A 21462-nucleotide genomic window follows, 5' to 3' on the forward strand; every position below is an offset into this window, starting at 1 on the left:
CGCCCGACCCTACCTCCGCGACGGCCGCGCGCCCGTGCCCACGGACCCGCGCGTGAGCGCCACCATGAGCCGCATCCGGGCGAAGCACACCGGACCGGAGCTGCTGGTGCGGAAGGCCCTGCGCGAGCGCGGATCCACCGGCTATCGGCTGCACTACGTCAAAGCGCCCGGCAAGCCCGACATCGCCTTCGTGGGACGCAGGGTCGCCGTGTTCGTGCACGGCTGCTTCTGGCACGGCTGCCCGCATTGCCAGCCCCGCCGCCCCAGGACGCACAAGGGCTTTTGGAACGCCAAGCTGGACCGCAACCAGGCCCGCGATGCCGAGAAGGCGAAAGCGCTGAGGAAGTCGGGCTGGACCGTGTTCACCCTGTGGGAGTGCCGGGTGAAGGAGGATGTGCGGAAAGAGGTGGGGCGGGTGGTGCGCAGCCTGGACGCCGCAACGCACCTTCAGCGGTCGCGCCGCCCGAGCAGCCGCCCGAAGAAGCGCTTCTCAAAGTCCCAGAAGAAGCGGAACTGACCGAAGAGCGCGCCGTAGGCGAGCAGCAGCAGGTTGTACATGGGCAGGATCAGCAGGTAGTACAGCGCGGTGAAGACCGCGCGTTGCTCGCCACCGGTGAACCAGGCCACCACCGGCCGCTTGAGGAACATCACCGTGAAACCGGTGCAGGCGAAGACCAGAAGGATGACCAGGACGCGCGATGGCGAGACCTTCCACCGCTCGGCCAGCCGGTCCACCCAGCTTTTCCGCTCACCCGTTGTCACGGCGCGAAGATCGACGCGATTTCCATGCGCGCGACCTGTTCCGCTCCAGCGGGATGGGCACATGCTCAAATGAGCACATGCCCATATGAGCACATGGTCTCAATCCTTCCACTCGGCCAGGAAGAGGTTGGTGTCACGCGTGCCGCCGTTGTACCGGTTGCTGCTGAACACGAGGTGCCGCCCGTCCTTGGTGAACACGGGGAAGGCGTCGAAGGTGTCGCTGGTGGTGAGGCGCTCCAGGCCGGTACCGTCCACGTTGATCATGAACAGGCTGAAGGGGAAGCCGCGCTCGGACAGGTGGTTGCTGGCGAAGATGAGCTTGGTGCCCGAGGGGTGCCAATAGGGGGCCCAGTTGGCCTTGCCCAGCGAGGTCACCTGCCGCGCATCGCTGCCGTCCGCGTTGGCCACGAAGAGCTCCATGTTGGTGGGCTGCACCAGGCCCCGCTTCAGCAGGTCGGTGTACTCCTTCACGTCCTCCGGGGTCTTGGGCCGGCTGGCGCGCCACACGAGCTTGCTGCCGTCCGGGCTGAAGAACGCACCGCCGTCATAGCCCAGTTCGGTGGTCACCCGCTTCACGTCGCTGCCGTCGATGGCCATGGTGTAGAGGTCGAGGTCGCCATCGCGTACGCTGGTGAACACGATGCGGTCGCCTTTGGGGCTCACGGTGGCCTCGGCATCGTAGCCCGGGCTGTTCGTCAGCTTGCGGCGGATGCCGCCTTGCAGGTCGCTCACGTAGATGTCGAAGCTGTCGTAGAGCGGCCAGACGTAGGGGCCGCCGTGCTTCCGTTCGGGCACAGGCGGGCAACCGGGGCCGGCCTCGTGCGTGCTGGCGAAGAGCACCAGGCTGTCGCCCGGCAGGAAGTAGCTGCACGTGGTGCGGCCGCCGTTCACGCTCACCTTGGTGGGCGGCCCGCTGCGCAGGTCGTCCGTGAAGGGGTTGAACCAGCGGATCTGGTCGCAGCTGTCGCCCCAGGCCTTGTTGGTGACCTGGAACACGAGCCGGTCGTTGGCGAAGTTCCAATACGCCTCCGCGTTGTCGCCGCCGAAAGTGAGCTGCTTCAGGCTCTTGAAGTGCGTTTCACCGGGCAGGATGAGCGCGGTGTCCGCGGCGGCGGTGAGGGTATCGGCCGTGGTTGTCGGGTGCTTGTCGGTGGGGGCGGTGCCGCAGCCGAAGGTGGCCAGCGGGGCGAGCAGAAGGAGGCGCTTCATCAAGGGGTGGGGTCGAAGGGGCCGCGAAAATAGGCCGGGGGGATCGAGGGCCGTGTCACCCTTCGGCAAGGCCCATTACCTTCTGACGCGATGGATGACGGGATGTTCGTCAAAGGCCGCGGGGCCGACCGCCAGGTGGCGAACCGCTTCCTGCAGCGGCACTACGGGGTGGTGGAGCCGACCGGGATCGACGAGCCCGAGCTGGGGGTGGACCATGCCACGCAGGTGCTGCCCACTTTCCCCCGCACCATCCTGAACCGGGTGGACAGCCCCGACCTGCCCTTCACCTGGAGCCTGAACCCGTACCAGGGCTGCGAGCACGGCTGCAGCTACTGCTATGCACGACCCACCCACGAGTACTGGGGCTACAGCGCGGGCCTCGACTTCGAACGCGTGATCCTCGTGAAGCGCGAGGCGGCCGCGCTGCTCGAGAAGGCCTTGCGCGCCCCGGCCTGGGCTGGCGAGCCGATCATGCTCTCCGGGGCCACCGACCCCTACCAACCGGTGGAGCGCCAGGAGCGGCTGACGCGCGCCTGCCTGGAGCTGTGCCTGCGCTTCGGCCAGCCCGTGAGCGTGATCACGAAGAACGCGCTGGTGACGCGTGACATCGACCTGCTGGCCGAGCTGGCCCGGGAGCGCCGCGCCGCGGTGGCCATCAGCCTCACCACGTTGAACGAGGACCTGCGCCGGGTGCTGGAGCCCCGCACGAGCACCGCGGCGAACCGCCTGAAGGCCATGGAGCTGCTCGCGGCGGCCGGCGTTCCGGTGTTCGCCATGATCGCGCCGGTGATCCCCGCGCTCAACGAGCCCGAGATCCCTGCGTTGCTGCGGGCCGCCCGGGAGGCCGGAGCGGTGGGCGCGGGCTACACCGTGCTGCGCACCAACGGCCCGGTGGAACCCCTCTTCCGCGCCTGGCTGCAGCACCACTTCCCCGACCGGGCCGCCAAGGTGATCGCGCAGACCAGCGCGTTGCACGGTGGCCGCATGAGCGATGGCCGTTCCGGCGTCCGCATGCGGGGCGAAGGAGCCTTCGCGCTGCAGATCAACCGCCTCTTCACGGTCATGCGGCGGCGGATCTTCGGACAGAGCGCCTTCCCCGCGCTGGACAGCAGTGGCTTCAACCGCCCTCCGCAGGGGCAGCTGGAGCTGTTCCCGCCAGGGGAAGGGTGAGCAGCGGCGTGTACCGCAGGCCTTCGGACGTGCGCCGACTTTCGTACAGCGCCAGCCGGTCCACCACCAGCTCACCGGGCAAGGGCCGTGCGGCGACCGCCGAATGGTGTGGCACCGCGGCGCGGGCCAGGGTCACATGCGGCCAGAGTGGTTCGCGATCGTCGGGCGTCAGGCCGAGCGCGTGCGACAGCCGGTGATGCAGATCGCGGTGGGCCGGGTGCGGCGCAAAGCGGGACCAGATCATGCGGGGGCGGTCATCAGGCATCGAGCAGAGAAGGGCCTCGTGGAGCGCGTACGGAGCGGTCGTTGCACAGACGGTCCGCAGCGATGCGTGGATCGTGCCGAGCTCGTCCGCTGCGCGCTCACCGATGAAGCGCGCGGTGAGGTGCCAGCCGTCCGGGTCCGTGGCGGCCCAGCCCGTGAGGTCCTGTGCGGCGAGCGCGTCGTGCAGGAGGGTCGACCACAAGGCCGGCAGGGGAGCGGCGATGAAGAGGCGCATGGGTCAACGCACGATGGGGAACCCGGCGCCGTGCTCTGGAGGCTCAGGGCGAACGGTCACCCGGGTCACCCGGGCGAGCGGCGGGCCGCTGCGGCACCAGGCCACGAAGCGGTCCACCGCATCGGGCGACCCTTCGGCCGCGGCTTCTACACCACCGTCGGGCAGGTTGCGCACCCAGCCGGTGAGGCCCAGGCGAAGCGCTTCCTCGGCGGCATGCTTGCGGTACCACACGCCCTGAACGGTGCCTTCGATGTGCAGGCGAAGCCGGATGGTGGGGGGCATGGGACAAAGGTCGCTTGACAGGTGGTGGGGTTCCGAGGTAGATTCGTCGACATTTTCGATGTACTGGTCGAAGAAACTCGCACAAGCCTCCACCTCATGAAGCACCCCTTCCACCGCCTGATGATCGCCGGTTCCGTAGCGTTCACCGCGCTCTGCACGTCGGCCCAATCGGTGCCCTCGGGTTTCGCGGACGTGCTGGTGATGGGCGGATGGGTGGCCCCGCAGGGCGCCGTGTGGGATGCCAACGACCGCATGTACGTGTGGGAGAAGGCCGGCAAGGTGTGGATCGTGGAGAACGGCGTGCGGCTGCCCAGCCCGTTGATCGACATCAGTCCCGAGGTGGGCGACTGGCGCGACCACGGGTTCCTGGGCTTCGCGCTGGACCCGAACTTTCTGACGAACGGCTACATCTATCTGCTCTACGCCGTCGACCGGCACCACCTGATGAACTTCGGCACGGGCAGCTACAACGCCAACACGAACGAGTATTTCAACGCGACGATCATGCGCCTGGCGCGCTACACCGCGGTGGGCCCGACCTTCAACACGGTGAACTATGGCAGCCGTCTGGTCCTACTGGGGGAGAGCCCCTCCACGGGTGTGCCGCTGCTGCACGAATCGCACAGCACGGGTACGATCATGTTCGGCACGGACGGCACGTTGCTCATGAGCCTGGGCGATGGCGCGAGCTATACGAGCACCGATGTTGGCAGCGCTTCGGAGACATATTATCAGCAGGCCCTCACTGACGGGATCATCCGTCCGGCCGAGAACGTGGGTGCGTTCCGTTCGCAGATGGTGAATAGCTTCAACGGGAAGATCCTTCGGTTGGACCCGGCCACGGGGAACGGCCTGCCGTCGAACCCCTTCTGGAACGCGGCCCAGCCGCGGTCGGCGCAGAGCCGCACCTGGGCCCTTGGCTTGCGGAACCCGTACCGCTGCACCCTGCGGCCGGGCTCGGGGAGCGTCGATCCGGCGGCCGGTGACCCGGGCACCATCTACATCGGCGATGTGCAGTGGAACACGTGGGAGGACATGAACGTGTGCTACGAGGGCGGGATGAACTTCGGCTGGCCCCTGTTCGAGGGCATGACCCCGCTGACGAGCTACACGAACGCGCTGACGTACAACATGGACGCGCCCAACCCGCTGTACGACGGCATCAACTGCACGCTTCCTTATTTCCGCTTCCAGGACCTGTGCAAGCAGGACACGCCGATCCACCTCAACGGCCATCCCAACCCATGCAACAGCGGGGTGCAGATCCCCAACACCGTGCACAAGTTCTACCACGCGCGGCCGGCGATCGACTGGCGCCACGGGCAGAACTGGGCGCGCACGGCCACCTTCAACGGCAATACGGCCACGGCCACCGATCTCAACGACCCGAACTCGCCGGTGCCGGGCCCCATGTTCGGTGGCTACGCCTCCATCGGCGGCACCTGGATCAGCGGCACCGGATGGCCCGCCGGCTACCAGAACGTCTATTTCCATGCGGACTATCCCGGCGCCTGGATCAAGCGCTTTGTGTTCGACGGCCAGGATCATCCGGTGAGCGGCCATGACTTCGGCGCGAACCTGGGCGCCATCGTGTGGGTGGGTGAAGGTCCTGAAGGGTGTCTTTACTACTCGAACTACGCGACGAACGAGATCCGCCGCATCTGCTACACATTGGCGGTGAACCTGCCGCCCGTGGTGGCGGCCTCCCAGAACGTGCAGTACGGACCGGGCCCGTTGGCCGTGCAGTTCACGGGGAGCGCCTCCTACGATCCGGAGTCGGGTCCGCTCACCTATCTGTGGAACTTCGGCAATGGCCAGACCAGCACGGCGGTGAACCCGAGCCACGTGTTCACCGCACCGCCCAATACGCCCACGAGCTACACGGTGACGCTCACGGTGACCGACAACAACAACCAGACGAACCAGACCTCGCTGTTGGTGAGCGTGAACAACACCCCCCCCGTGGTGACCATCACCAGCTTCGCCGATGGCGGCACCTACCCAGTGGGGGTGGACACCACTTACCTGCTGGAGGCCGCGGTGAACGACCTTGAACATGGACAGGCCCAGCTCACCTATGCCTGGCGCACCACGCTCCACCACAACACGCACACACACCCTGAGCCCATCGATGCCGCGCCCGTGACCAGCACGGTGATCAGCGGTGTGGGGTGTGACGGAGAGACCTACAGCTACCAGATCACATTGACGGTGACCGACGCCGGCGGACTGAGCACCACGGACACGCATTGGTTGTACCCGCGCTGCAACGCGATCGCCCCGACCGCGGTGATCGGGACGAACGTCACGGTCGGGACAGGGCCGCTCAACGTGCAGTTCAATGGCGAAGCCTCGCACGATCCCGGGACCATCGTGAGCTACTTCTGGGATTTCGGCGATGGCACCACGTCCACGCAGATGAACCCGGCGAAGACCTTTACGGACACGGGCGACCGGACCGTGATCTTGACAGTGACCGATAACGATGGGCTCACGGGCCAGGCCACGGTGGTGATCACGGTGATCACGCTGGACCCGCCGCAGTGCATCGGTGCCTCGGGCAGCGTGCTGCGCCACTACTGGAGCGGTATCTCGGGATCAACGGTCTCCACGCTCGTGTCCAGCCCCAATTATCCGGACAGCCCGACGAGCACCAGCTTCCCCACGAGCTTCCAGGCCAACTCCGTGGCGTATGGCAACAACTACGGCACCCGCATGCGCGGCTACATCCTGGCGCCGACAACGGGCACCTATGTGTTCACTGCGGTCTCCGACGATGAGTCCATCGTGTACCTGAGCCCGAACGCCGACCCGCGTTACAAGCAGCAGATCTGTTCGGTGCCGGGCTGGACGAACGAAGCGGAGTTCACCAAGTACCCGCAGCAGACCAGCGCAGGGATCACCCTGCAGGCCGGCATCTACTACTATGTGGAGATGCTGCACAAGGAAGGCTCCGGCGGCGACCACCTTGCCCTGTACTGGCAGACGCCGACGAACAGCGCGCGGACCATCATTCCGGGAAGCGTGCTCTCGCGCTGGCAGGACTGCCCGCCGAGCGTGAACCTGCGGGCGGTGCTACAGGGCGCGTTCGACACCCAGGCCAACCTGATGCGTGATGCGCTCCGCAGCAACGGCCTGATCCCCGGCACTGAACCCTTCACTGCGCTCGGGTTCACGCATACGGGCGGCGGCGGCGGCGAAACGGTGGGTGCCGGCGTGCTGGCCACCACCGGGGCGAACGCCGTGGTGGACTGGGTGCTTGTGGAGCTGCGCAACAAGAACAACCCGGCCCAGGTGGTGGCCACCCGCAGTGCGCTTCTGCAACGCGACGGCGACATCGTGGGCACGAACGGGCTTCCGCGTCTGCTCTTCAATGTGGCCGCTGACAACTACTATGTGGCCGTTCGGCACCGCAACCATCTGGGGGTGATGACCGCCACCAGCACCCTGTTGAACAAGGACCAGAAGCTCGTGGACCTGTCCCTGGGGACAACGGCGGTGCATGGAACAAATGCGCGCGCCGTGCTGTCGAACGGTAAACGGGCCATGTGGTCCGGGAACGTGTTGCGTGACAGCCAGTTGAAGTACGCCGGATCCTCCAACGACCGGGACCCGATCCTGGTGCGGATCGGGGGTACGGTGCCCACGGCCACCGCCAGCGGATATTGGAGCGAAGATGTGAACCTGGACGGCGTGGTGAAGTACGCCGGCTCGTCCAACGACCGTGATCCCATCCTGTTCAACATCGGAGGCACGCTGCCCACCGCAGTGCGGCTGGAACAGCTGCCCTGAGCTCAGCGACCTCGCCCGGAACGGTGCTGTGCCAAGGCCATGAGGTAGGCTTCGAGCCGCTGACCACGCTGTTCGACCAGCACACGGTCGAGCACGCTTCGGGTCCGGTGGTCGAGGATGCGGCGCACGGAACGGTCGCCAGTGCGATCGGTGTAACGTTTTCCGGTGGTGGACATGGCTTCGTCGGTTGAGGCGAAGGTGCTCGTCCGCACAGGCCGGTTCCAATACCACGATCGGGGGAGCGGGCGCCCGAACGATGAACCGCGGATCGTGGACGATCGCCGGTCAGAGGCCCTGGCCGTTCTTCCGCAGTACCAACAGCTGTAATCCCAAGGCGTCGAAGGTGCGGCCCACGGCCCAGATGCCCGAGGCGTCCTCGAGGAGCCGTGCGATCCGCTCCTCCTGGCCCGTGTCGTAGCGGCGCTCCCAGACCGGCGCTCCGAGCGCCGTCCGGCGCATCAGCATCGCATCGGTCGAATGGTCGAGGCCCACTTCACCGGCCACGAGCAGGTCGCCGTTGGTGGCTTCGGTGAGCCCGTAAGCCGAGCGCGCATCCAACGTGTCGCCGACGGCCCATGTCCAAAGCGTATCGCCGTCGCTTTCCAGCGCCATCAACCACACCTGGTCCTTCCGCCGTCCCAGCTGATCGGCGATGCCGTAGCTGCGTGTGGTGCCCGCCATCACATAGGTGCCGTTGGAGCGTCGGATCAACGCGTGCCCGAGGTCGTTCGCCACGCCGCCCCAGCTGGAGGACCAGGACACACTTCCGTTCGCATCCACACCGATGAAGAGGGCATCGCTCTCCCCGCTGAAGTTCATCTGCCGGCCGGTCACCATCGCGCCGTTGGCATCCCCGGCCACGGCCAGACCCTCTTCGTCGAGCGGCCCGCCCTCGACGGTCGTCCACAGCAGCACCCCGGCCGTGCTGATGCGCCCGAGCAGCACATCGTGCGAGCCGCTGGCGTTGTCGATGCCCGTGATGTGGAGCCCGGTGCCGCCCGCTTCGGCCGCGGCCAGCACCTGCTGATCGTGCGGAAGCGCCTGGGTCACGATCCACTGTACCGCGTTCTGCGCGTTGATCCTCACCACCAGCAGGTCGTGGTCGTCATGGCCGTCAGGAACAAGGCTTCCCACCAGGTAGCCACCGCCGCCCTGCGCAGGCACGAAGGCCTGACCGAACACGCGTCCCGCCAGCGGTACGGTCGTGGTCGCGGTGACCTGTCCCGAGCCGTTCACGGTCACCAGGGCGGCCGCGCGGCCTTCATCGCCGGTCCATGCTGAAACGGCGGCCACGACGCCCGATCCCTGTGGGACCGGACCGAGACCGAAGGTGCCGGCCGCTCCCCAGCGTGTCTCGAACGACTGGGCTGGCAAGGACGCTGCTCCCAAGAGGCACAGGAAAGGGGCGAGGAGGGAGGGGGAACGCATGCCCGAAAGTAGCACCGGAAGGCTCGGTTAGTTTTGGCGCATGGACCGCACGCGGAACGTCTCCGCTTTCACAGGCACTGCACTTGTGCTTGCACTGCCGGCGGTCATCGCCGTGTGGCGCACTGAACAGGTGTCGTTACATGCCGCAGTGAACCGCTGGCACGCCCCGTGGAGCGATGCCCTCCTGAGCGTGGTCACACATCTTGGGGATGGGCTGGTCCCCACCGCGATCGCCGCGGTGCTGCTCTTCGTAGGCACCTGGCGGACCGTTCTCCTGTTGGGGCTGAGCACCGGGTTGAGCGCGATCCTGGTGCAGGTTCTCAAACGGCAGGTCTTCTCGGATCATGACCGCCCGGCGATGTACGCTCATGACATGCCCATGCTGCACTTGGTGGACGGGGTGACCATGAACCACCATTTCAGTTTCCCTTCGGGACATGCCACGTGTGCCTTTGCCATGTGCCTGTCGTTCGCGGTGATGGACAGGGGTGAAGGCCGCGCTGCTGCCTGGGCGGTGGTGGCTGCGGTGCTGGCGTTCACACGTGTATACCTCTCGCAGCACTTCACCGAGGATGTGCTGGCCGGAGCTGCTTTGGGGGTGGCCACGGGTGTGCTGATGTGGTTCATCCTGTACCGTTCAACATGGGCCCGTGCCGCCTGGCTCGGACGGCGGCCCTGGCCCACAGGGCGCACCGCATGAGGGTGTCTACACCGGTCTCACAAGATGAAAGAGCTGCTCGGTACTGGCAGGGTCCAGGCTGGTGACGGCTTCGGCCCAGGTGCGCACAAGACGTTCACCGAGCAGGGTCTGTGCATGTTCCTCCACCTGCCGGTACAATAGTGCTTTGGTCATGCCGCTGAGATGGATCAGCGGTGTGTCCATGATCGCATCATCCCGGAGCTCGATCTCGGTATGCGCTTCGATGGTGAGAAAGAGGGCCAGTTTGGCGCTATACAGCGCGCGCGCCAGTTCGATCGCGTCAGCGCGCTCACGGGTCAGGAAGGAGATCCTCAGCATGGTCAGGGGGTTCGTTCGGACAGAGAGCGCCACAGGATACCGGCTTCCAGGTCGGTGGCGAACCAGGCCTTGCGCAGTTTCGATTCCAGTTCCACCTGCTTGATGCGGGATTCAAGCAGGGCCACTTCACGGGCGTTCACCAGGAACAGGGAGCTCTCACCCACTTCGAAGCGGCGGTTCTCCCCGTCGAGCAGGATGCCGTAGTTCCGCACGGTGAGGGCTCCCAGATCGGTCTGTTGGCGTAAGGTGCCCGTTTCGTTGGCGCGCTCCGCTACGCGATTGGCGATCACGGTCCGGTCCCGTTCCAGGGCCAGTTCAGCGTCGGTCACGCGCAGTCGGGCCAGGCTGAGCTCGCCGCGCTCTCGGCGCAACAGCAGCGGCATGCGGAAGCCCACTCCCCACTGCTGGTCGCCACCATCGATCCAGGCACCACCCTCACCACTGAACCGCTGCGCATCGCCCAGCACCATGTACTTCAGGTCCAGCTGGGGACGGAGCATCTCGGCACGGAGCCGGCGGTCCACCTCGAGCTGGTCGATGCGCGCCTGTGCTTGGAGGAGCAGAGGGTGCGACTCTTCGGCCCGGAGCACAAGGCTGTCCATGGACGGCGCGCCGTCCGGACTTTCCAGGTCGCGTTCCATAGGGCGCGTGGCCGGATCGAGCTCAAGCGGGCGAAGGGCTTGGTCCCACAGGTGGTTGGAGAGGCGCAGGGCCGTGTTGCGGACGTTCAGTTCGGCCTGGGCCAGCCGCATCTCGCGATCCTGCAATTGAAGAAAGGCCTCAAGCGTATCGATGGCCGGCCGGTCGCCACCGCGCCAGCTGCCGCGCACGAAGTCGTTCCGTTGTCGGGCCAGTTGCACGGCCTCCTGCGCGATCCGGAGGGCCTGATGGGCGGCCACCCAGTCGACGTGATCGGCGAGCGCTGCGTACAGCAAGGCGTTCAACATCTGCTCCTGTTCGGCCGTTGCCGCGTCCTGGAAGGCCTGGGCCCGACGCAGCGCCGCCCGCCGTTGATCCATGAGCAGCCCCTGGCCCAAGGCGAGGCTGACGCCGGCCTTCACGAGCCCCTCGATAGGCGTCACCAGCATGGGGTCCAGCAGATCGCCTGAGTTGTCCTGGTAACCAGCGAGCACTTCGATGCCCCACCAAGTGGGCACCTTCAGTCCGACGTCGAGCAAACGGAAGTAGTCCTTCTGATCGAAGGTCTTCTCGTCCAATTCGGCCTGCAGCACCGGATCGAAACCGCCCCGCGCGCTGCGCACGGTGGCGGACCCCAGTTCAGGACGCAACGCGGCCTGGCGTGCCACGGGATGATGATCCAGCACCAGTCGCACCAGGGCCTCGCGGGACAAGGTGGGGGCGACCTCCTGGGCGGACAGCCCCAGGGGGATCAGCAGACCGATGGCGAGGACGATGCGCATCACTTGCTCGCTTCCGCCGAGGCGGTCCCCGGTCTGTTGGATGAGGAGTTGGAGGGGGTGGAGGGTTCCAGGTAGAGGTCAGGCGGAAAGCCGTTCAGCTGCCGCCAGAGCTCGTACCAGATGGGGACATCCTGAAGCAGGGCGAAGCCGATGGCGCCGCTGCCCACGCGCAGGGCCTCGGGCCAGGCGGTGTCCTCTGGGTCGGGGCCGATCAGGATGCGGTACTTGCCGTTCGGACTGATGGAGTTGTCGATGGCGACCACCCGGCCGCCGAAGGTTCCGTAGCTCGTGTTGGGCCATCCACTGAACACGATGCTCGGCCATCCGTCGAACATGAACCGCACCGTGCTGCCCGTGCGGATCAGCGGCATGTCCATCGGACGCACGTAGAGCTCCACGGCCAGGTCGAAGCGCGCTGGCATCAGGGTCACCAAGGGCTCGCCTTCCTTCACCGTCTCGCCCAAGCCCTGGCGCACGGCCTTGGTGATGTAGGCCCGCTGAGGGGCGGTGATGTAGTAGAAGCCGGAGCGCACGCTGTAGTTGGCGAAGTCGTTCTGGAGCTTCGTCACTTCTCCTTCGGTGGTGTACATCTGGCTGAGGCTGGCGTACTTCTCGCTCTCCGCTTTGCTCAGCTTGTCCCGGTAGTCCTGGCGGATCCCATTGAGGTCGAGCTGGGCGTTGAGCAGTTCGTTGCGGCTGTCGAGCAGCTGGTTCTCGGCATCGATCATGGTGGCATTGGCCCGCTGTTCGTTCACGCGGCGGCGCTCCAGCTCCACCATGCTCACCAGGCCTTCCTTGAACTGCTCCTCACCGCGCAGCAGCTGGTCCTTCGCCACCTTGATCTCGGTGCGCGCCGCCACCACCCGGATGCTATCGCTCTGCACCTTCAGGACCGCCTGCTTGATCTTGTTGCGGGCTTGTTCCAGCTTGATGGTGAGCGCGCCGCTCAGGGCGTCGATCTGGGCATCGAGGCTGTTCACCTTTTCGGCGTAGCTGCGGGCCGTGGCCTCCTTGGCGAAGATCTGTTCCTGGGTGCGGTCCAGCAGCTTGGGGTCCATGTACTCGGGCCTCACTTCGCTCAATCGGAGGATGGTGTCGCCTTGTTCCACCAGCTGGCCTTCCTGCACGTACCATTGCTCGATGCGTCCGGCGATGATGCTCGGGATGGTCTGCGGACGCTGTTGGGGCGCCAGGCTGGTGACCACGCCGCGTGCGCGGATGTTCTGGGTCCACGGCAGGAACAGGCCGGTGATGAAGAGCACGAGAGCGAGCGCGGTGAGACGGCCGAAGAACTTGCCGGCGCGTGCGGGCAGCACTTTGCGGAACGACTCGAAGCTGGTCCGGTCCAGCTCAGGCGTGGCACACTCGGGGGCGGGAGAGATGTTCAGCATCGCGGATGTGCTCAGGCGTGGCCAAGTTCGTGGAGCCTTCCGTCATCCAGGTGGACATGTCGCTCGCAGCGCGCCTGGACGGAAGGGTCGTTGCTCACGAGCACGAGCGTCCAAGGAGCCCCCCGCGTGGTGAGCTCGTGAAGCAGCGCATCCCGATCGGCCGTATCGAACATGGCCAGGTCATCCTCGATCAGGAGCAGCTTCGGCCGCGAGGCCAGGCATCGAGCAAGGATGACGCGCTTGACGAGCGAGCGCGGTAGGCGCGTGCCGTTCGGGTCCAGTGGGGTCATCAGGCCCAGGGGAAGGCGGGCGATCTGCGCGGCGAGGCCGGTGCGTTCCGAGGCGATCCGCACATCCTCGGTGGTGACCCAAGGTCGGCCCATGGTGATGTTGTCCTGGATGGTCCCACTGAACACCTCGTCCTGGTTCAGGCTGTCGCCCATCATGCTGCGCGCGTGGTCGAGGTCGAGGCTGCCCAGGGGATGACCATCGAGCACGACCGTGCCGGAGGTCGGGCTCACCAGGCCCCCGATCATCTGCAACAGGGTGGTCTTTCCGCTGCCATTGGGCCCACTGAGACAGATCTTCTGGCCCGCGGCGATGGTGAGGTCCACGCCGCCGATCACGTCCTGGCCGGTCCATGGTGACCGGAACGTCACACCGTGGAAGGCGACCTCCATCCCGGCCGCGCCATCGGCCGAAGCGGGGATGTGCACCTGTCCTCCCTGTTCGAGCGGCAGGTCGGTCACGTTCCCGATCTTCTCCAGGGCGGTGAGCACGTCATAGATCGCTTCGATGCTGATGGTGAGCTTCTCCACCGCGGCCATCACCAGCAGGATGATGATCTCCGCGGCGACGAACTGGCCGAGGTTCATCTGTTCGCCCATCACCAGAAGCCCGCCGAGGATCAGCAGGCTCAAGGTGATGATGACCTTGAAGAGCACCATGGCCCCGTACTGCTGCAACAGGACCCTGAAATGGCCGTTGCGCGCAAGGATGTACTTCGACGTGATCTGGTCGGTGCGGTCCAGGGCCAGGTGGGTCCGTCCCGCCAGTTTGAAGGTGTTCATGTTGCGCCCGAGCTCCTCGAGCCAGAAGGCCACCTCATACTTGTACTTCGACTCCTCCAGACTGGTGCGAAGACCGCGCATGCCGGTCCACCGGAAGATGACGTAGAGGAGCGCGACGAGGAAGAGGCCGAAGGCGATGAAGAAGGGGTGGTAGAACGACAGCAACACCAGACTCAGGACGATCTGCAGCGATGCCACGGGCACGTCGATCAGCACCTTGGTGAGGCCTTTCTGGATGGTGAGGGTGTCGAAGAAACGGTTGACGAGCTCTGGCAGGTACCGCCCCTGTACCGCCTCCGAGCGCAGGCGGGGCAGCCGGTAGGCGAAGTCGAAGGCGCTCCGGGCGAACAATCGCTGCTTGATCGTCTCGCCGATGGTGAGCTGCAGGATCTGCATCACGCCGGCGAAGGCGACGCCGATGGTGACGAAGGCGATGAGCACTCCCCAGCTGGTGGCGATCTGCCCCCCGCTGATCAGGTTGATGATGGCCTGAATGCCCAGCGGCAGCGTGAGGTTGATGGCCCCGCTGACCAGCGCGTAGAGGTAGATGTAACCCAGCTCGCGCCGGTCCATGCTCAGAAGGCGCACCAGCCGTTGGAACGGGGTGATCACGGTGCTCATGAGCGGGGGCGGTGGGTGATGGACGACTGGGCGAGGTGGACGAGGAAGTCGGCCGTCCGGTCCTTCCGACCGAACCCGGAAAGCCCCGGGATGTGCTCGTGGAAGAAATGCTGGTCGAGCGAACCCTCGGCGAGGGTGCAGGCCAGGGCGGCCGGGAAGGGATGGTCGCGCCGCACGAGCACGATCAGCTCGCGCAGCCGGTCGCAGAGCCGGCCGAACGAGCTGAAGTGACCGTCGCGCCCACGGGCATCGACCTCCTTCACCAGGTAGGCCTTCGGGCTTTCGGCCTTGGCGATGCGGTACAGCGCGCGAAGGTCGACATGGCCGAAGGCCCCGCGCTCCTCCACGGGCTCGGCCAGGGAGCGGATGGCACGCTCCAGGAGCTGCTTCGGGTCCGGGATGTTGGCCGTGTCGAACACGAGCTTGTACTCCCGCCAGCTCCAGTACCATCCGATGAGGTAGACGAGGAGGAGGTGCTTGTTCTCGAAGTAGCGGTAGATGGAGCTCTCGGCGGTCCCGAGCGCCTGGGCCAGCTTGGCGAAGGTCAATCGCTCGAACCCGAGCTCATCGATCAGGGCGATCGAGCGCTCGATGATGCGCCGGCCGAGATCGGTGGTGGACGGATCCTTCAGGAACACACGTTCCTGGACGTGCATGTCGAGCTGGGCAAGTCGTTGCATCGGGGTGTGATGTGGACAGTCAGCTATCAACGAACGTGCCAAAACTATTGTTCACGAAATAAATACAAGTGATACTGATAGTAATACTATCGAACTATGGGTCGTTGTACGACACGCGGTAGATCCGATCGGTTGCATCGTCGCTGATGAGCACGCTCCCATCGGGGGCCTCCAGCACGTCCACCGGCCGGCCCCAGGCGCTGCTGCCATCCAGCCAGCCGTCGGCGAAGACCTCCGTGCGGGCGGTGCCGTCGGGTCGGGGAAAGGCGGCCACCACCCTGTAGCCCACCGGGGTGCTGCGGTTCCAGCTGCCATGCTCGGCGATGAGGATCGCGCCCCGGTATTTCGGCGGGAAGGAGGTGCCCGTCAGGAAGCACATGCCCAATGGGGCGACATGGGCGCCAAGACGGGCGGCAGGGGCGGTGAAGCTGCTGCAGGGCCGCTGGTCACCATATTCAGGATCGGGGACGTCGCCTGCATGGCAGTACGGATAGCCGAAGTGCAGACCTCGGGTGTCCAACCGGTCCAGTTCGCAATCCGGAGCGTCATCTCCCATCCAGTCGCGCCCGTTATCGGTGAACCAGAGCTCCCCGGTCCCGGGCCGCCAGTCGAACCCCACGGTATTGCGCACGCCATGAGCCTCGATGCGCAGGTCCTTGCCGTCCGCCGTCATGCTCGTGATCGTCGCGAACAGGCTGTCCTCGCTCAGGCAGTTGTTGCAGGGAGCGCCCACCGGCACGTACAACCGGTCATCGGGACCGAAGGCGATGAACTTCCATCCGTGGTGGTCCTCTGCAGGGAACATCTGCGGCAGCACAATAGGCGCCGGTGGGTCCTCCAGGCGGTCTTCGATCGAGTCGTAACGAAGGATCCGGTCCACGGCGGAGACATAGAGCGATCCTTTGCGGAAGGCCACGCCCGCCGGCATCCGCAGGTCCCTGGCAATGATGCGATGGATGTCAGCCTGTCCGTCCCGGTCCGTGTCCGTCAGCGCATGAACCACCCCTTCGGCCCGACTTCCCACGAAGAGGGTGCCCCGATCCCCCCAACACATGGCCCTCGCGTTGGTCACGCCTTCGGCGAACACGCCGATCCCGAAGCCTTCGGGCAGCTTGATGCGTGCAAGCTCCGGCGGGCCGGAGCGGATGGTCGGCGCACAGACTCCTCCAAAAAGCAGCCAGCCGGAGCAGATGACGACGAGCGTGCCGGTGCCTCGTGGGCTCATTCCGTGACGGTTGACGGGACGATGAGCAGGGGAGTGCGGGTGGCGGCCAGGACCTGTTGGCAGACGCTGCCCACGAAGAGCCGATGCAGGGCTCCGTGTCCGTGGGATCCCAGAACAACAAGATCGGCATTGATGCGTGAAGCCTGGTCCAGGATGGTGGCCACAGTGGGGCCTTGGACGAGCAATGCCCGGGCGTCGACACCATGGGCGGAGCGATCCAGGGCGATTTGTTGCAGTTCCTGATGCTCATCGCGCAGTTCGTGCGCGCGCTGATCACGGATATGCTGCGGGCCGGGTTCGAAGCCGACCAGGTCCGGATCCGGAGCGGCCACATGAACGATCCACAAGGTGGTCTGGTGAACGAGGGCCAGATCACCGGCGATGCGCAGGACCTCGTGTGAGATGGGGGACAGGTCGATGGCGGCGAGGATGTTCTTCATGTGCATATCCGAAGGTAAGCCACGGACCGGTCGCCCTGAATGACGAAGGGCGGCCCATCGGCCGCCCTTCTTTCTGAGATCAATCGGATCAGCGTTCGATGACGAGCTTGTCCAGATGCGAGGGACGCAGCTTTCCGGTGCTCTTGAAGAACCAGTCCTTCAGGCCGTAGTGGTAGCCCCGCTGGAGTCCGGTGCGGTAGGTGCCCAGAAGGCCGCGCCGTCCGCTGAGCTTCTGAAGCGCGCGCGTGAGCTTGGCCTCGGTCTCATCCGCAGTGGTCCCGGGTTCGTTCTTGGCGGCCCACTTCTTCACCACATCGTAGAGCTGCTGTTTGGTCATCATGCGGTTGTTGTTGGTCACGGCCGTCATGATGGCAGTGTCCCATCCGCTGAGCCGATACCCACCGCCCGTGATCGTCCGCTTCTTCCGACGGCCCGGTTTCCGCTTGCTACCGGCGGCTGCTTTACGGGTGGACTTCTTGTTGTCCTCGGGGACAGGTTTGCCGGCGCGAAGGGCCCGAAGTTCGCGGAGGGCCTTCTTCACGCCTTCCAGCTGGTAGGCCAAACGTCGGCGTTCGCCGCGGTAATGTTGCAGCAGTTGATGGATGTCTTTTTCAGAGAAACGCTTCGTTGCCATTCCTTTCGTGTTTAAGTGAGGCGTTGTGGAGCAGAAAACAGGGCGAACTTAAAGCATTCCTCGGCAAACCTCACAGGAACCGCTTCATCGGCAATGTGCATCCATCAGTGGATCCGAATGCCGGGCGGGCCTTGCGCAAGCATGCCGATCCGCTTGGCCATGGTCCCGGTGCGCTCGATCATGCGTTGTACGTCCTCCACAGCGCTTGGATCGATGGCGATCAGCAGGCCGCCGTTCGTCTGGGGGTCCGCGGCGAGGATCATGCGTTCCATGGTGTTCGCGCCCTCGACGTGGGCATGCACGGACCTCCAGTTGCGCATTCCTCCGTCGGCGTAGACACCCTTGGCCAGAAGATCCGATGCGCCTTCGATGATGGGGATGGCGTCCCATTCAAGTTCTGCGGAACAACCCGATCCCGCGCACATTTCCCAGAGGTGCCCCAACAGACCGAAGCCGGTCACATCCGTCATGGCGTGCACGGAGTCGACGGTCCCCAGGATGCTGCCGATCCGGTTCAATTCGGTGAGCCGTGCGGTGAGCGCTTGGAGGCCCACGGGGTCCAGCTGGCGGCGCTTCAGGGCAGTGGCCAGCACGCCGGTACCGAGCGGTTTGGTGAGCAGGAGCACGTCTCCGGCCCGGGCGGTGTCGTTGCGTTTCACGTGCGCGCGCCGAACCGCGCCGGTGACGGCCAGGCCGAAGAACGGTTCGGGGGCATCGATGCTATGGCCGCCCGCGAGGGCGATCCCCGCGTCGTGGCACGCATCACGCCCGCCCTCGACCACTTCGGCGGCCAATTCGGGCGGCAGCTTGTCGGCCGGCCAGCCCAGCACCGCGATCGCGAAAAGGGGTGATCCCCCCATCGCGTAGACGTCACTCAGGGCGTTCGCCGCGGCGATCCTGCCGAAGAGACGTGCGTCATCGACGATGGGGGTGAAGAAGTCCACGGTGCTGATCAGGGCCTGGTCGCCGTCCAGGTCATAGATGGCGGCGTCATCCTTGGTGGCCGGTCCCACGAGCAACCGGGGGTCGACGACATGGGCGCGATCGCTGCGAAGGATGCGGTCGAGCAGGTCGGGCGCCAGCTTGCAGCCGCAGCCGGAGCCGCGGCTGAACTGCGTGAGCGGTATCGGGGATTCAGCGGAGTTCGGCGCGGACATGGTCGGCGAGTTGTTGGGCGAGGCCGCGAAGATCGGTGCCACGTCCCGGGACGGTGCGGACCCGCGCGGGGCCGCGTTCACCCGCGCCATGCAGGTAGGCCTTGTCGTAGTACTTCAGGGTGATCCGCGCCACCTCGGCGAGGTCTCCGCGGTCCAAGGCCTCCAGCGCAGCCTTGCAGTGCTGCGGGCCCAATCGCTTCTCGATCCGGCGAACGGGCTCGCGGAGCTCCTCCACCGGGGTGGCGCCGTAGTCCATCACCAAGCGTTCCACCCTGTCCTCGACCGGCATGTCCACGAAGAACAGGTCGCTGCTGCGCATGCGCGCGTGGAACACGTCCGGTATGCGCACCCGCCCGATCATCAGGCTCTCGTCCTCGACCCAGACAGGTCGTTGCGGGTCCAAGGCCCCCAACTTCAGCCAAAGAAGATTCTCGAAGTGCTCGGTGCTGGGCTGCGGGCCCTGCCCGAGCCCACCGAAGGCCGAACCCTTGTGTTGCGCGAGCCCCTCGAGGTCCACGACCTGCTCACCCAGATCCCTCAACAAGGCCAGCAGCTCGGTCTTGCCGCTGCCCGTGTAGCCACCCAGGACCCGCAGGTCCCAGGGCCGGGCGAACCGATCCTGGATGTGCCCACGGAACGCCTTGTATCCGCCGCGAAGCGTGCGCACCTCGGCGAATCCGGCCTTGTCGAGGAGCCAGGCCACGCTGCCGCTGCGTTCTCCTCCGCGCCAACAATGCACGGCGATCCGACCATCGGTCGCGATCGCGCGGGTACGTTCCACCAGATCGCCCAGCCGGGGACCGACAAGCCGAAGACCGAGCAGCACGGCCTCATCACGCCCACGTTGTTTGTAACAGGTGCCGACCTCAGTGCGCTCCGTGTCCGAGAACAGCGGAACGTTGATGCTGCCCGGGATGTGCCCGCGGGCGTGTTCTGCAGGGGAGCGCACATCGATCAACGGAACGCGGTCCTCCTGCACCAACAGGTCAGCGGGTGGGAGAGGACGGATCATGGCCGAAGGTATTCGCGGGCGCCGACGGGCTGATGATCTCCACCAGGACATCGGCCAGTACGGCCTGGCCGCGGTCGTTGAGGTGGATCCGGTCGGTGTACAACGCGCTGTCCATGCGTCCGAGCAACGGCACGACGGGAACGTTCCACGCCGAGAGGGAGTCCAGGATGCGTGCGCCACGGTCGTCGTACCGGCCCATGGCCAGTTCGCCCAGCTCGGGATGAAGGACCACGGTGAGTGGCAGATCTCGGACGACGGCAGTGTCCCGAAGGTCGCTCCAGCCTGTGGCGAATCCATAGTGGCTTCGTGGTGGTCTCCGGTCCCTGAAGCAATGCGTCCTCCTGTGCAGTTCGGCCGAGAGAGCGGATCGCGGGCGCTCGGCCGGATAGGAGGGGTGATGACCGACCACAGGCTCGAAGGTCATCCTGTCATAAGCGTCGTGGCTGCTTAGAACGATGACCACGGCGTCCGCCTGCAGCAGGCCATTTGCTCGGATCCACGCCATCGCGTTCTCGGTGCCCCAGCTGCCTGCGCTGAGGTTGATCAGGTCGATCCCTGTCCGCCGTGCGGCCCGCTCCGTGGCCAGGCTGTCCTGGGTGGTCTGCTGTCCCCCGTTGATCACCGAATCGCCGATGATGAGCACGCGGCGGCCGCGCTTGGGACCGATCGGCGGCGACCGAAGCCCGAGCGCGTTGGTCACGTAATGGATGGGCCCGCACCACACATCCTGATCGGGGCGCATCAGGTACTCGTACCGGGGATCGGCCACGAACAGGGGATGGTCCAGCCGGCCCAGGCCCCTGAGCACGATCTCTGTGATGGCCAGGCTGGTCAGGAGGACGATCGTCAGGAGCACCCCTCTGCGGCGCATGCGTCGAAGATCGCACCGTCCGGCCTGAAACGAGGAAGGCGGGCTCGTGCCCGCCTTCAGTTCGCGTTCCGGCACCGGTCAGTCCACCACCACAGGTGTGAAGTCCGGTGCGATGTCCGTTTCTCCGCCGGCGTTGCTGATGTCGCCGTTGGATACGCCGGGTGCCGCCTTGTCCGGTTCGTGGCGAAGGGTGAGCAGCATGGAACCGGCGCTGGAGGCGCCGACCGTCCAGATCGAGCGAAGACCGATGGGGCGGCCGTTCACGTCCGCATCGTCGTAGGCGACGGTGATGTTCACCCCGGTGGGTTGGAAGAAGAACTGGTGCTCGGCGCCTTCATCTTCGATCTCGTGGGTGATGGTGTCCGCCGGGCTGGCGCTCTCATCGAGCACGTCGATCTCCACATGGTACACGGAATCGGCCGAAAGGGTGTCCACCTCCAGAACGGGGTCGTTGCCACCGGGGCCGTCGATGTCCCGGTAGGTCCAGTGTTTATGCTCGGTGCCGCCCGCCGAGTGGAAGTGAAGGCGAACGGTGGTGATGAGCTCTTCTTCGTTGGCCGGAGGGCCACTGGTCCCGGGTTCGTCCTTTTTGCACCCGGGCAAGATGAAGGTGAGGGGAAGGAGGAAGGCCAGGCCGCGCCGGGCGGCGTCGAACGTCGTTGTCATGGCAAGGAATGATGTGGCGCAGTGCGCCGGTGGGTTGATGGTCGGAACTGCACCCGGCTCTGGATGACGCCGGGTGTGAGGGCCTCTCTCAAAGCCCTGGGCTGCACGGACCGG

22 protein-coding genes are annotated in these 21462 nt (G+C 65.8%); 4 read left to right on the top strand and 18 right to left on the bottom strand.

Going from position 1 to position 21462, the window contains the following annotated elements; translation table 11 throughout:
* Window positions 1–64 precede the first annotated feature (64 nt).
* A complete protein-coding gene (locus IPJ87_04810) occupies window positions 65–517 on the top strand; it encodes a very short patch repair endonuclease (protein MBK7941181.1) in 453 nt (150 codons plus the stop codon).
* Here IPJ87_04810 and IPJ87_04815 read toward each other — a convergent pair.
* A complete protein-coding gene (locus tag IPJ87_04815) occupies window positions 448–735 on the bottom strand; it encodes a prolipoprotein diacylglyceryl transferase (protein ID MBK7941182.1) in 288 nt (95 codons plus the stop codon). The two genes, IPJ87_04810 and IPJ87_04815, sit on opposite strands and share 70 nt — an antisense overlap.
* A 126-nt stretch (window positions 736–861) precedes the next feature.
* A complete protein-coding gene (locus IPJ87_04820) occupies window positions 862–1971 on the bottom strand; it encodes a PD40 domain-containing protein (GenBank protein ID MBK7941183.1) in 1110 nt (369 codons plus the stop codon).
* A 90-nt stretch (window positions 1972–2061) separates the two neighbouring features.
* Here IPJ87_04820 and IPJ87_04825 point away from each other — a divergent pair, with 90 nt between their 5' ends.
* On the top strand, window positions 2062–3141 hold the full coding sequence (locus IPJ87_04825; protein MBK7941184.1) for a PA0069 family radical SAM protein: 1080 nt from the start codon (window positions 2062–2064) through the stop codon (window positions 3139–3141).
* On the opposite strand, the gene thpR is transcribed toward IPJ87_04825, so the two are convergent.
* Complete coding sequence (gene thpR / locus IPJ87_04830; GenBank protein ID MBK7941185.1) at window positions 3089–3640, bottom strand: RNA 2',3'-cyclic phosphodiesterase; 552 nt, start codon at window positions 3638–3640, stop codon at window positions 3089–3091. The two genes, IPJ87_04825 and thpR, sit on opposite strands and share 53 nt — an antisense overlap.
* A 3-nt stretch (window positions 3641–3643) precedes the next feature.
* Window positions 3644–3922, bottom strand: coding sequence for an acylphosphatase (locus IPJ87_04835; GenBank protein ID MBK7941186.1), 279 nt, complete (start codon window positions 3920–3922; stop codon window positions 3644–3646).
* 96 nt (window positions 3923–4018) lie between these two features.
* Between IPJ87_04835 and IPJ87_04840 the strand changes: the two genes are divergently transcribed.
* A complete protein-coding gene (locus IPJ87_04840; GenBank protein ID MBK7941187.1) occupies window positions 4019–7714 on the top strand; it encodes a PQQ-dependent sugar dehydrogenase in 3696 nt (1231 codons plus the stop codon).
* A gap of 2 nt (window positions 7715–7716) precedes the next feature.
* On the opposite strand, the gene IPJ87_04845 is transcribed toward IPJ87_04840, so the two are convergent.
* Together IPJ87_04845 and IPJ87_04850 are read right to left on the bottom strand one after the other, a co-directional pair.
* The gene (locus tag IPJ87_04845; GenBank protein ID MBK7941188.1) at window positions 7717–7890 is read right to left on the bottom strand and encodes a hypothetical protein; all 174 of its coding nucleotides are present in this window, start codon (window positions 7888–7890) and stop codon (window positions 7717–7719) included.
* 109 nt (window positions 7891–7999) lie between these two features.
* Window positions 8000–9142, bottom strand: a complete 1143-nt coding sequence (locus IPJ87_04850) for a hypothetical protein (protein ID MBK7941189.1) — start codon at window positions 9140–9142, stop codon at window positions 8000–8002.
* Window positions 9143–9182: 40 nt separating this feature from the next.
* On the opposite strand from IPJ87_04850, the gene IPJ87_04855 reads away from it, so the two are divergent.
* Entirely contained in the window at window positions 9183–9842 is a 660-nt protein-coding gene (locus IPJ87_04855) for a phosphatase PAP2 family protein (protein MBK7941190.1), read from the top strand.
* A gap of 6 nt (window positions 9843–9848) precedes the next feature.
* Here IPJ87_04855 and IPJ87_04860 read toward each other — a convergent pair whose 3' ends face one another.
* From IPJ87_04860 to IPJ87_04915, 12 genes are all read right to left on the bottom strand, one after another.
* Window positions 9849–10160: a hypothetical protein gene (locus IPJ87_04860; protein ID MBK7941191.1), complete on the bottom strand. Its 312-nt coding sequence runs from the start codon at window positions 10158–10160 to the stop codon at window positions 9849–9851.
* A gap of 2 nt (window positions 10161–10162) precedes the next feature.
* Window positions 10163–11581, bottom strand: coding sequence for a TolC family protein (locus tag IPJ87_04865; protein MBK7941192.1), 1419 nt, complete (start codon window positions 11579–11581; stop codon window positions 10163–10165).
* A complete protein-coding gene (locus IPJ87_04870) occupies window positions 11581–12972 on the bottom strand; it encodes a biotin/lipoyl-binding protein (GenBank protein MBK7941193.1) in 1392 nt (463 codons plus the stop codon). Before IPJ87_04870 ends, IPJ87_04865 begins: the two co-directional genes overlap by 1 nt.
* A gap of 11 nt (window positions 12973–12983) precedes the next feature.
* A complete protein-coding gene (locus IPJ87_04875; GenBank protein ID MBK7941194.1) occupies window positions 12984–14663 on the bottom strand; it encodes an ATP-binding cassette domain-containing protein in 1680 nt (559 codons plus the stop codon).
* Window positions 14660–15343 carry a TetR/AcrR family transcriptional regulator gene (locus IPJ87_04880; protein ID MBK7941195.1) on the bottom strand — a complete coding sequence of 228 codons (684 nt, stop codon included), beginning with the start codon at window positions 15341–15343 and terminating at the stop codon, window positions 14660–14662. Before IPJ87_04880 ends, IPJ87_04875 begins: the two co-directional genes overlap by 4 nt.
* A 94-nt stretch (window positions 15344–15437) precedes the next feature.
* On the bottom strand, window positions 15438–16568 hold the full coding sequence (locus IPJ87_04885; GenBank protein MBK7941196.1) for a PQQ-dependent sugar dehydrogenase: 1131 nt from the start codon (window positions 16566–16568) through the stop codon (window positions 15438–15440).
* The gene (locus IPJ87_04890; GenBank protein ID MBK7941197.1) at window positions 16565–17008 is read right to left on the bottom strand and encodes a universal stress protein; all 444 of its coding nucleotides are present in this window, start codon (window positions 17006–17008) and stop codon (window positions 16565–16567) included. The genes IPJ87_04885 and IPJ87_04890 overlap by 4 nt, the downstream gene beginning before the upstream one ends.
* Before the next feature lie 88 nt (window positions 17009–17096).
* Window positions 17097–17642, bottom strand: a complete 546-nt coding sequence (locus IPJ87_04895) for a hypothetical protein (GenBank protein MBK7941198.1) — start codon at window positions 17640–17642, stop codon at window positions 17097–17099.
* A 104-nt stretch (window positions 17643–17746) separates the two neighbouring features.
* Entirely contained in the window at window positions 17747–18799 is a 1053-nt protein-coding gene (gene selD, locus IPJ87_04900) for a selenide, water dikinase SelD (protein ID MBK7941199.1), read from the bottom strand.
* Window positions 18777–19811 carry a tRNA 2-selenouridine(34) synthase MnmH gene (gene mnmH / locus IPJ87_04905; GenBank protein MBK7941200.1) on the bottom strand — a complete coding sequence of 345 codons (1035 nt, stop codon included), beginning with the start codon at window positions 19809–19811 and terminating at the stop codon, window positions 18777–18779. Before mnmH ends, selD begins: the two co-directional genes overlap by 23 nt.
* Window positions 19786–20682, bottom strand: a complete 897-nt coding sequence (locus tag IPJ87_04910; GenBank protein ID MBK7941201.1) for an SGNH/GDSL hydrolase family protein — start codon at window positions 20680–20682, stop codon at window positions 19786–19788. The genes mnmH and IPJ87_04910 overlap by 26 nt, the downstream gene beginning before the upstream one ends.
* Window positions 20683–20760: 78 nt before the next feature.
* Entirely contained in the window at window positions 20761–21348 is a 588-nt protein-coding gene (locus IPJ87_04915; GenBank protein ID MBK7941202.1) for a type 1 periplasmic binding fold superfamily protein, read from the bottom strand.
* Window positions 21349–21462: the final 114 nt, after the last annotated feature.

The sequence above is a fragment of the Flavobacteriales bacterium genome, from assembly GCA_016713875.1.
Classification (GTDB): Bacteria; Bacteroidota; Bacteroidia; order Flavobacteriales_F; family PHOS-HE28; genus PHOS-HE28.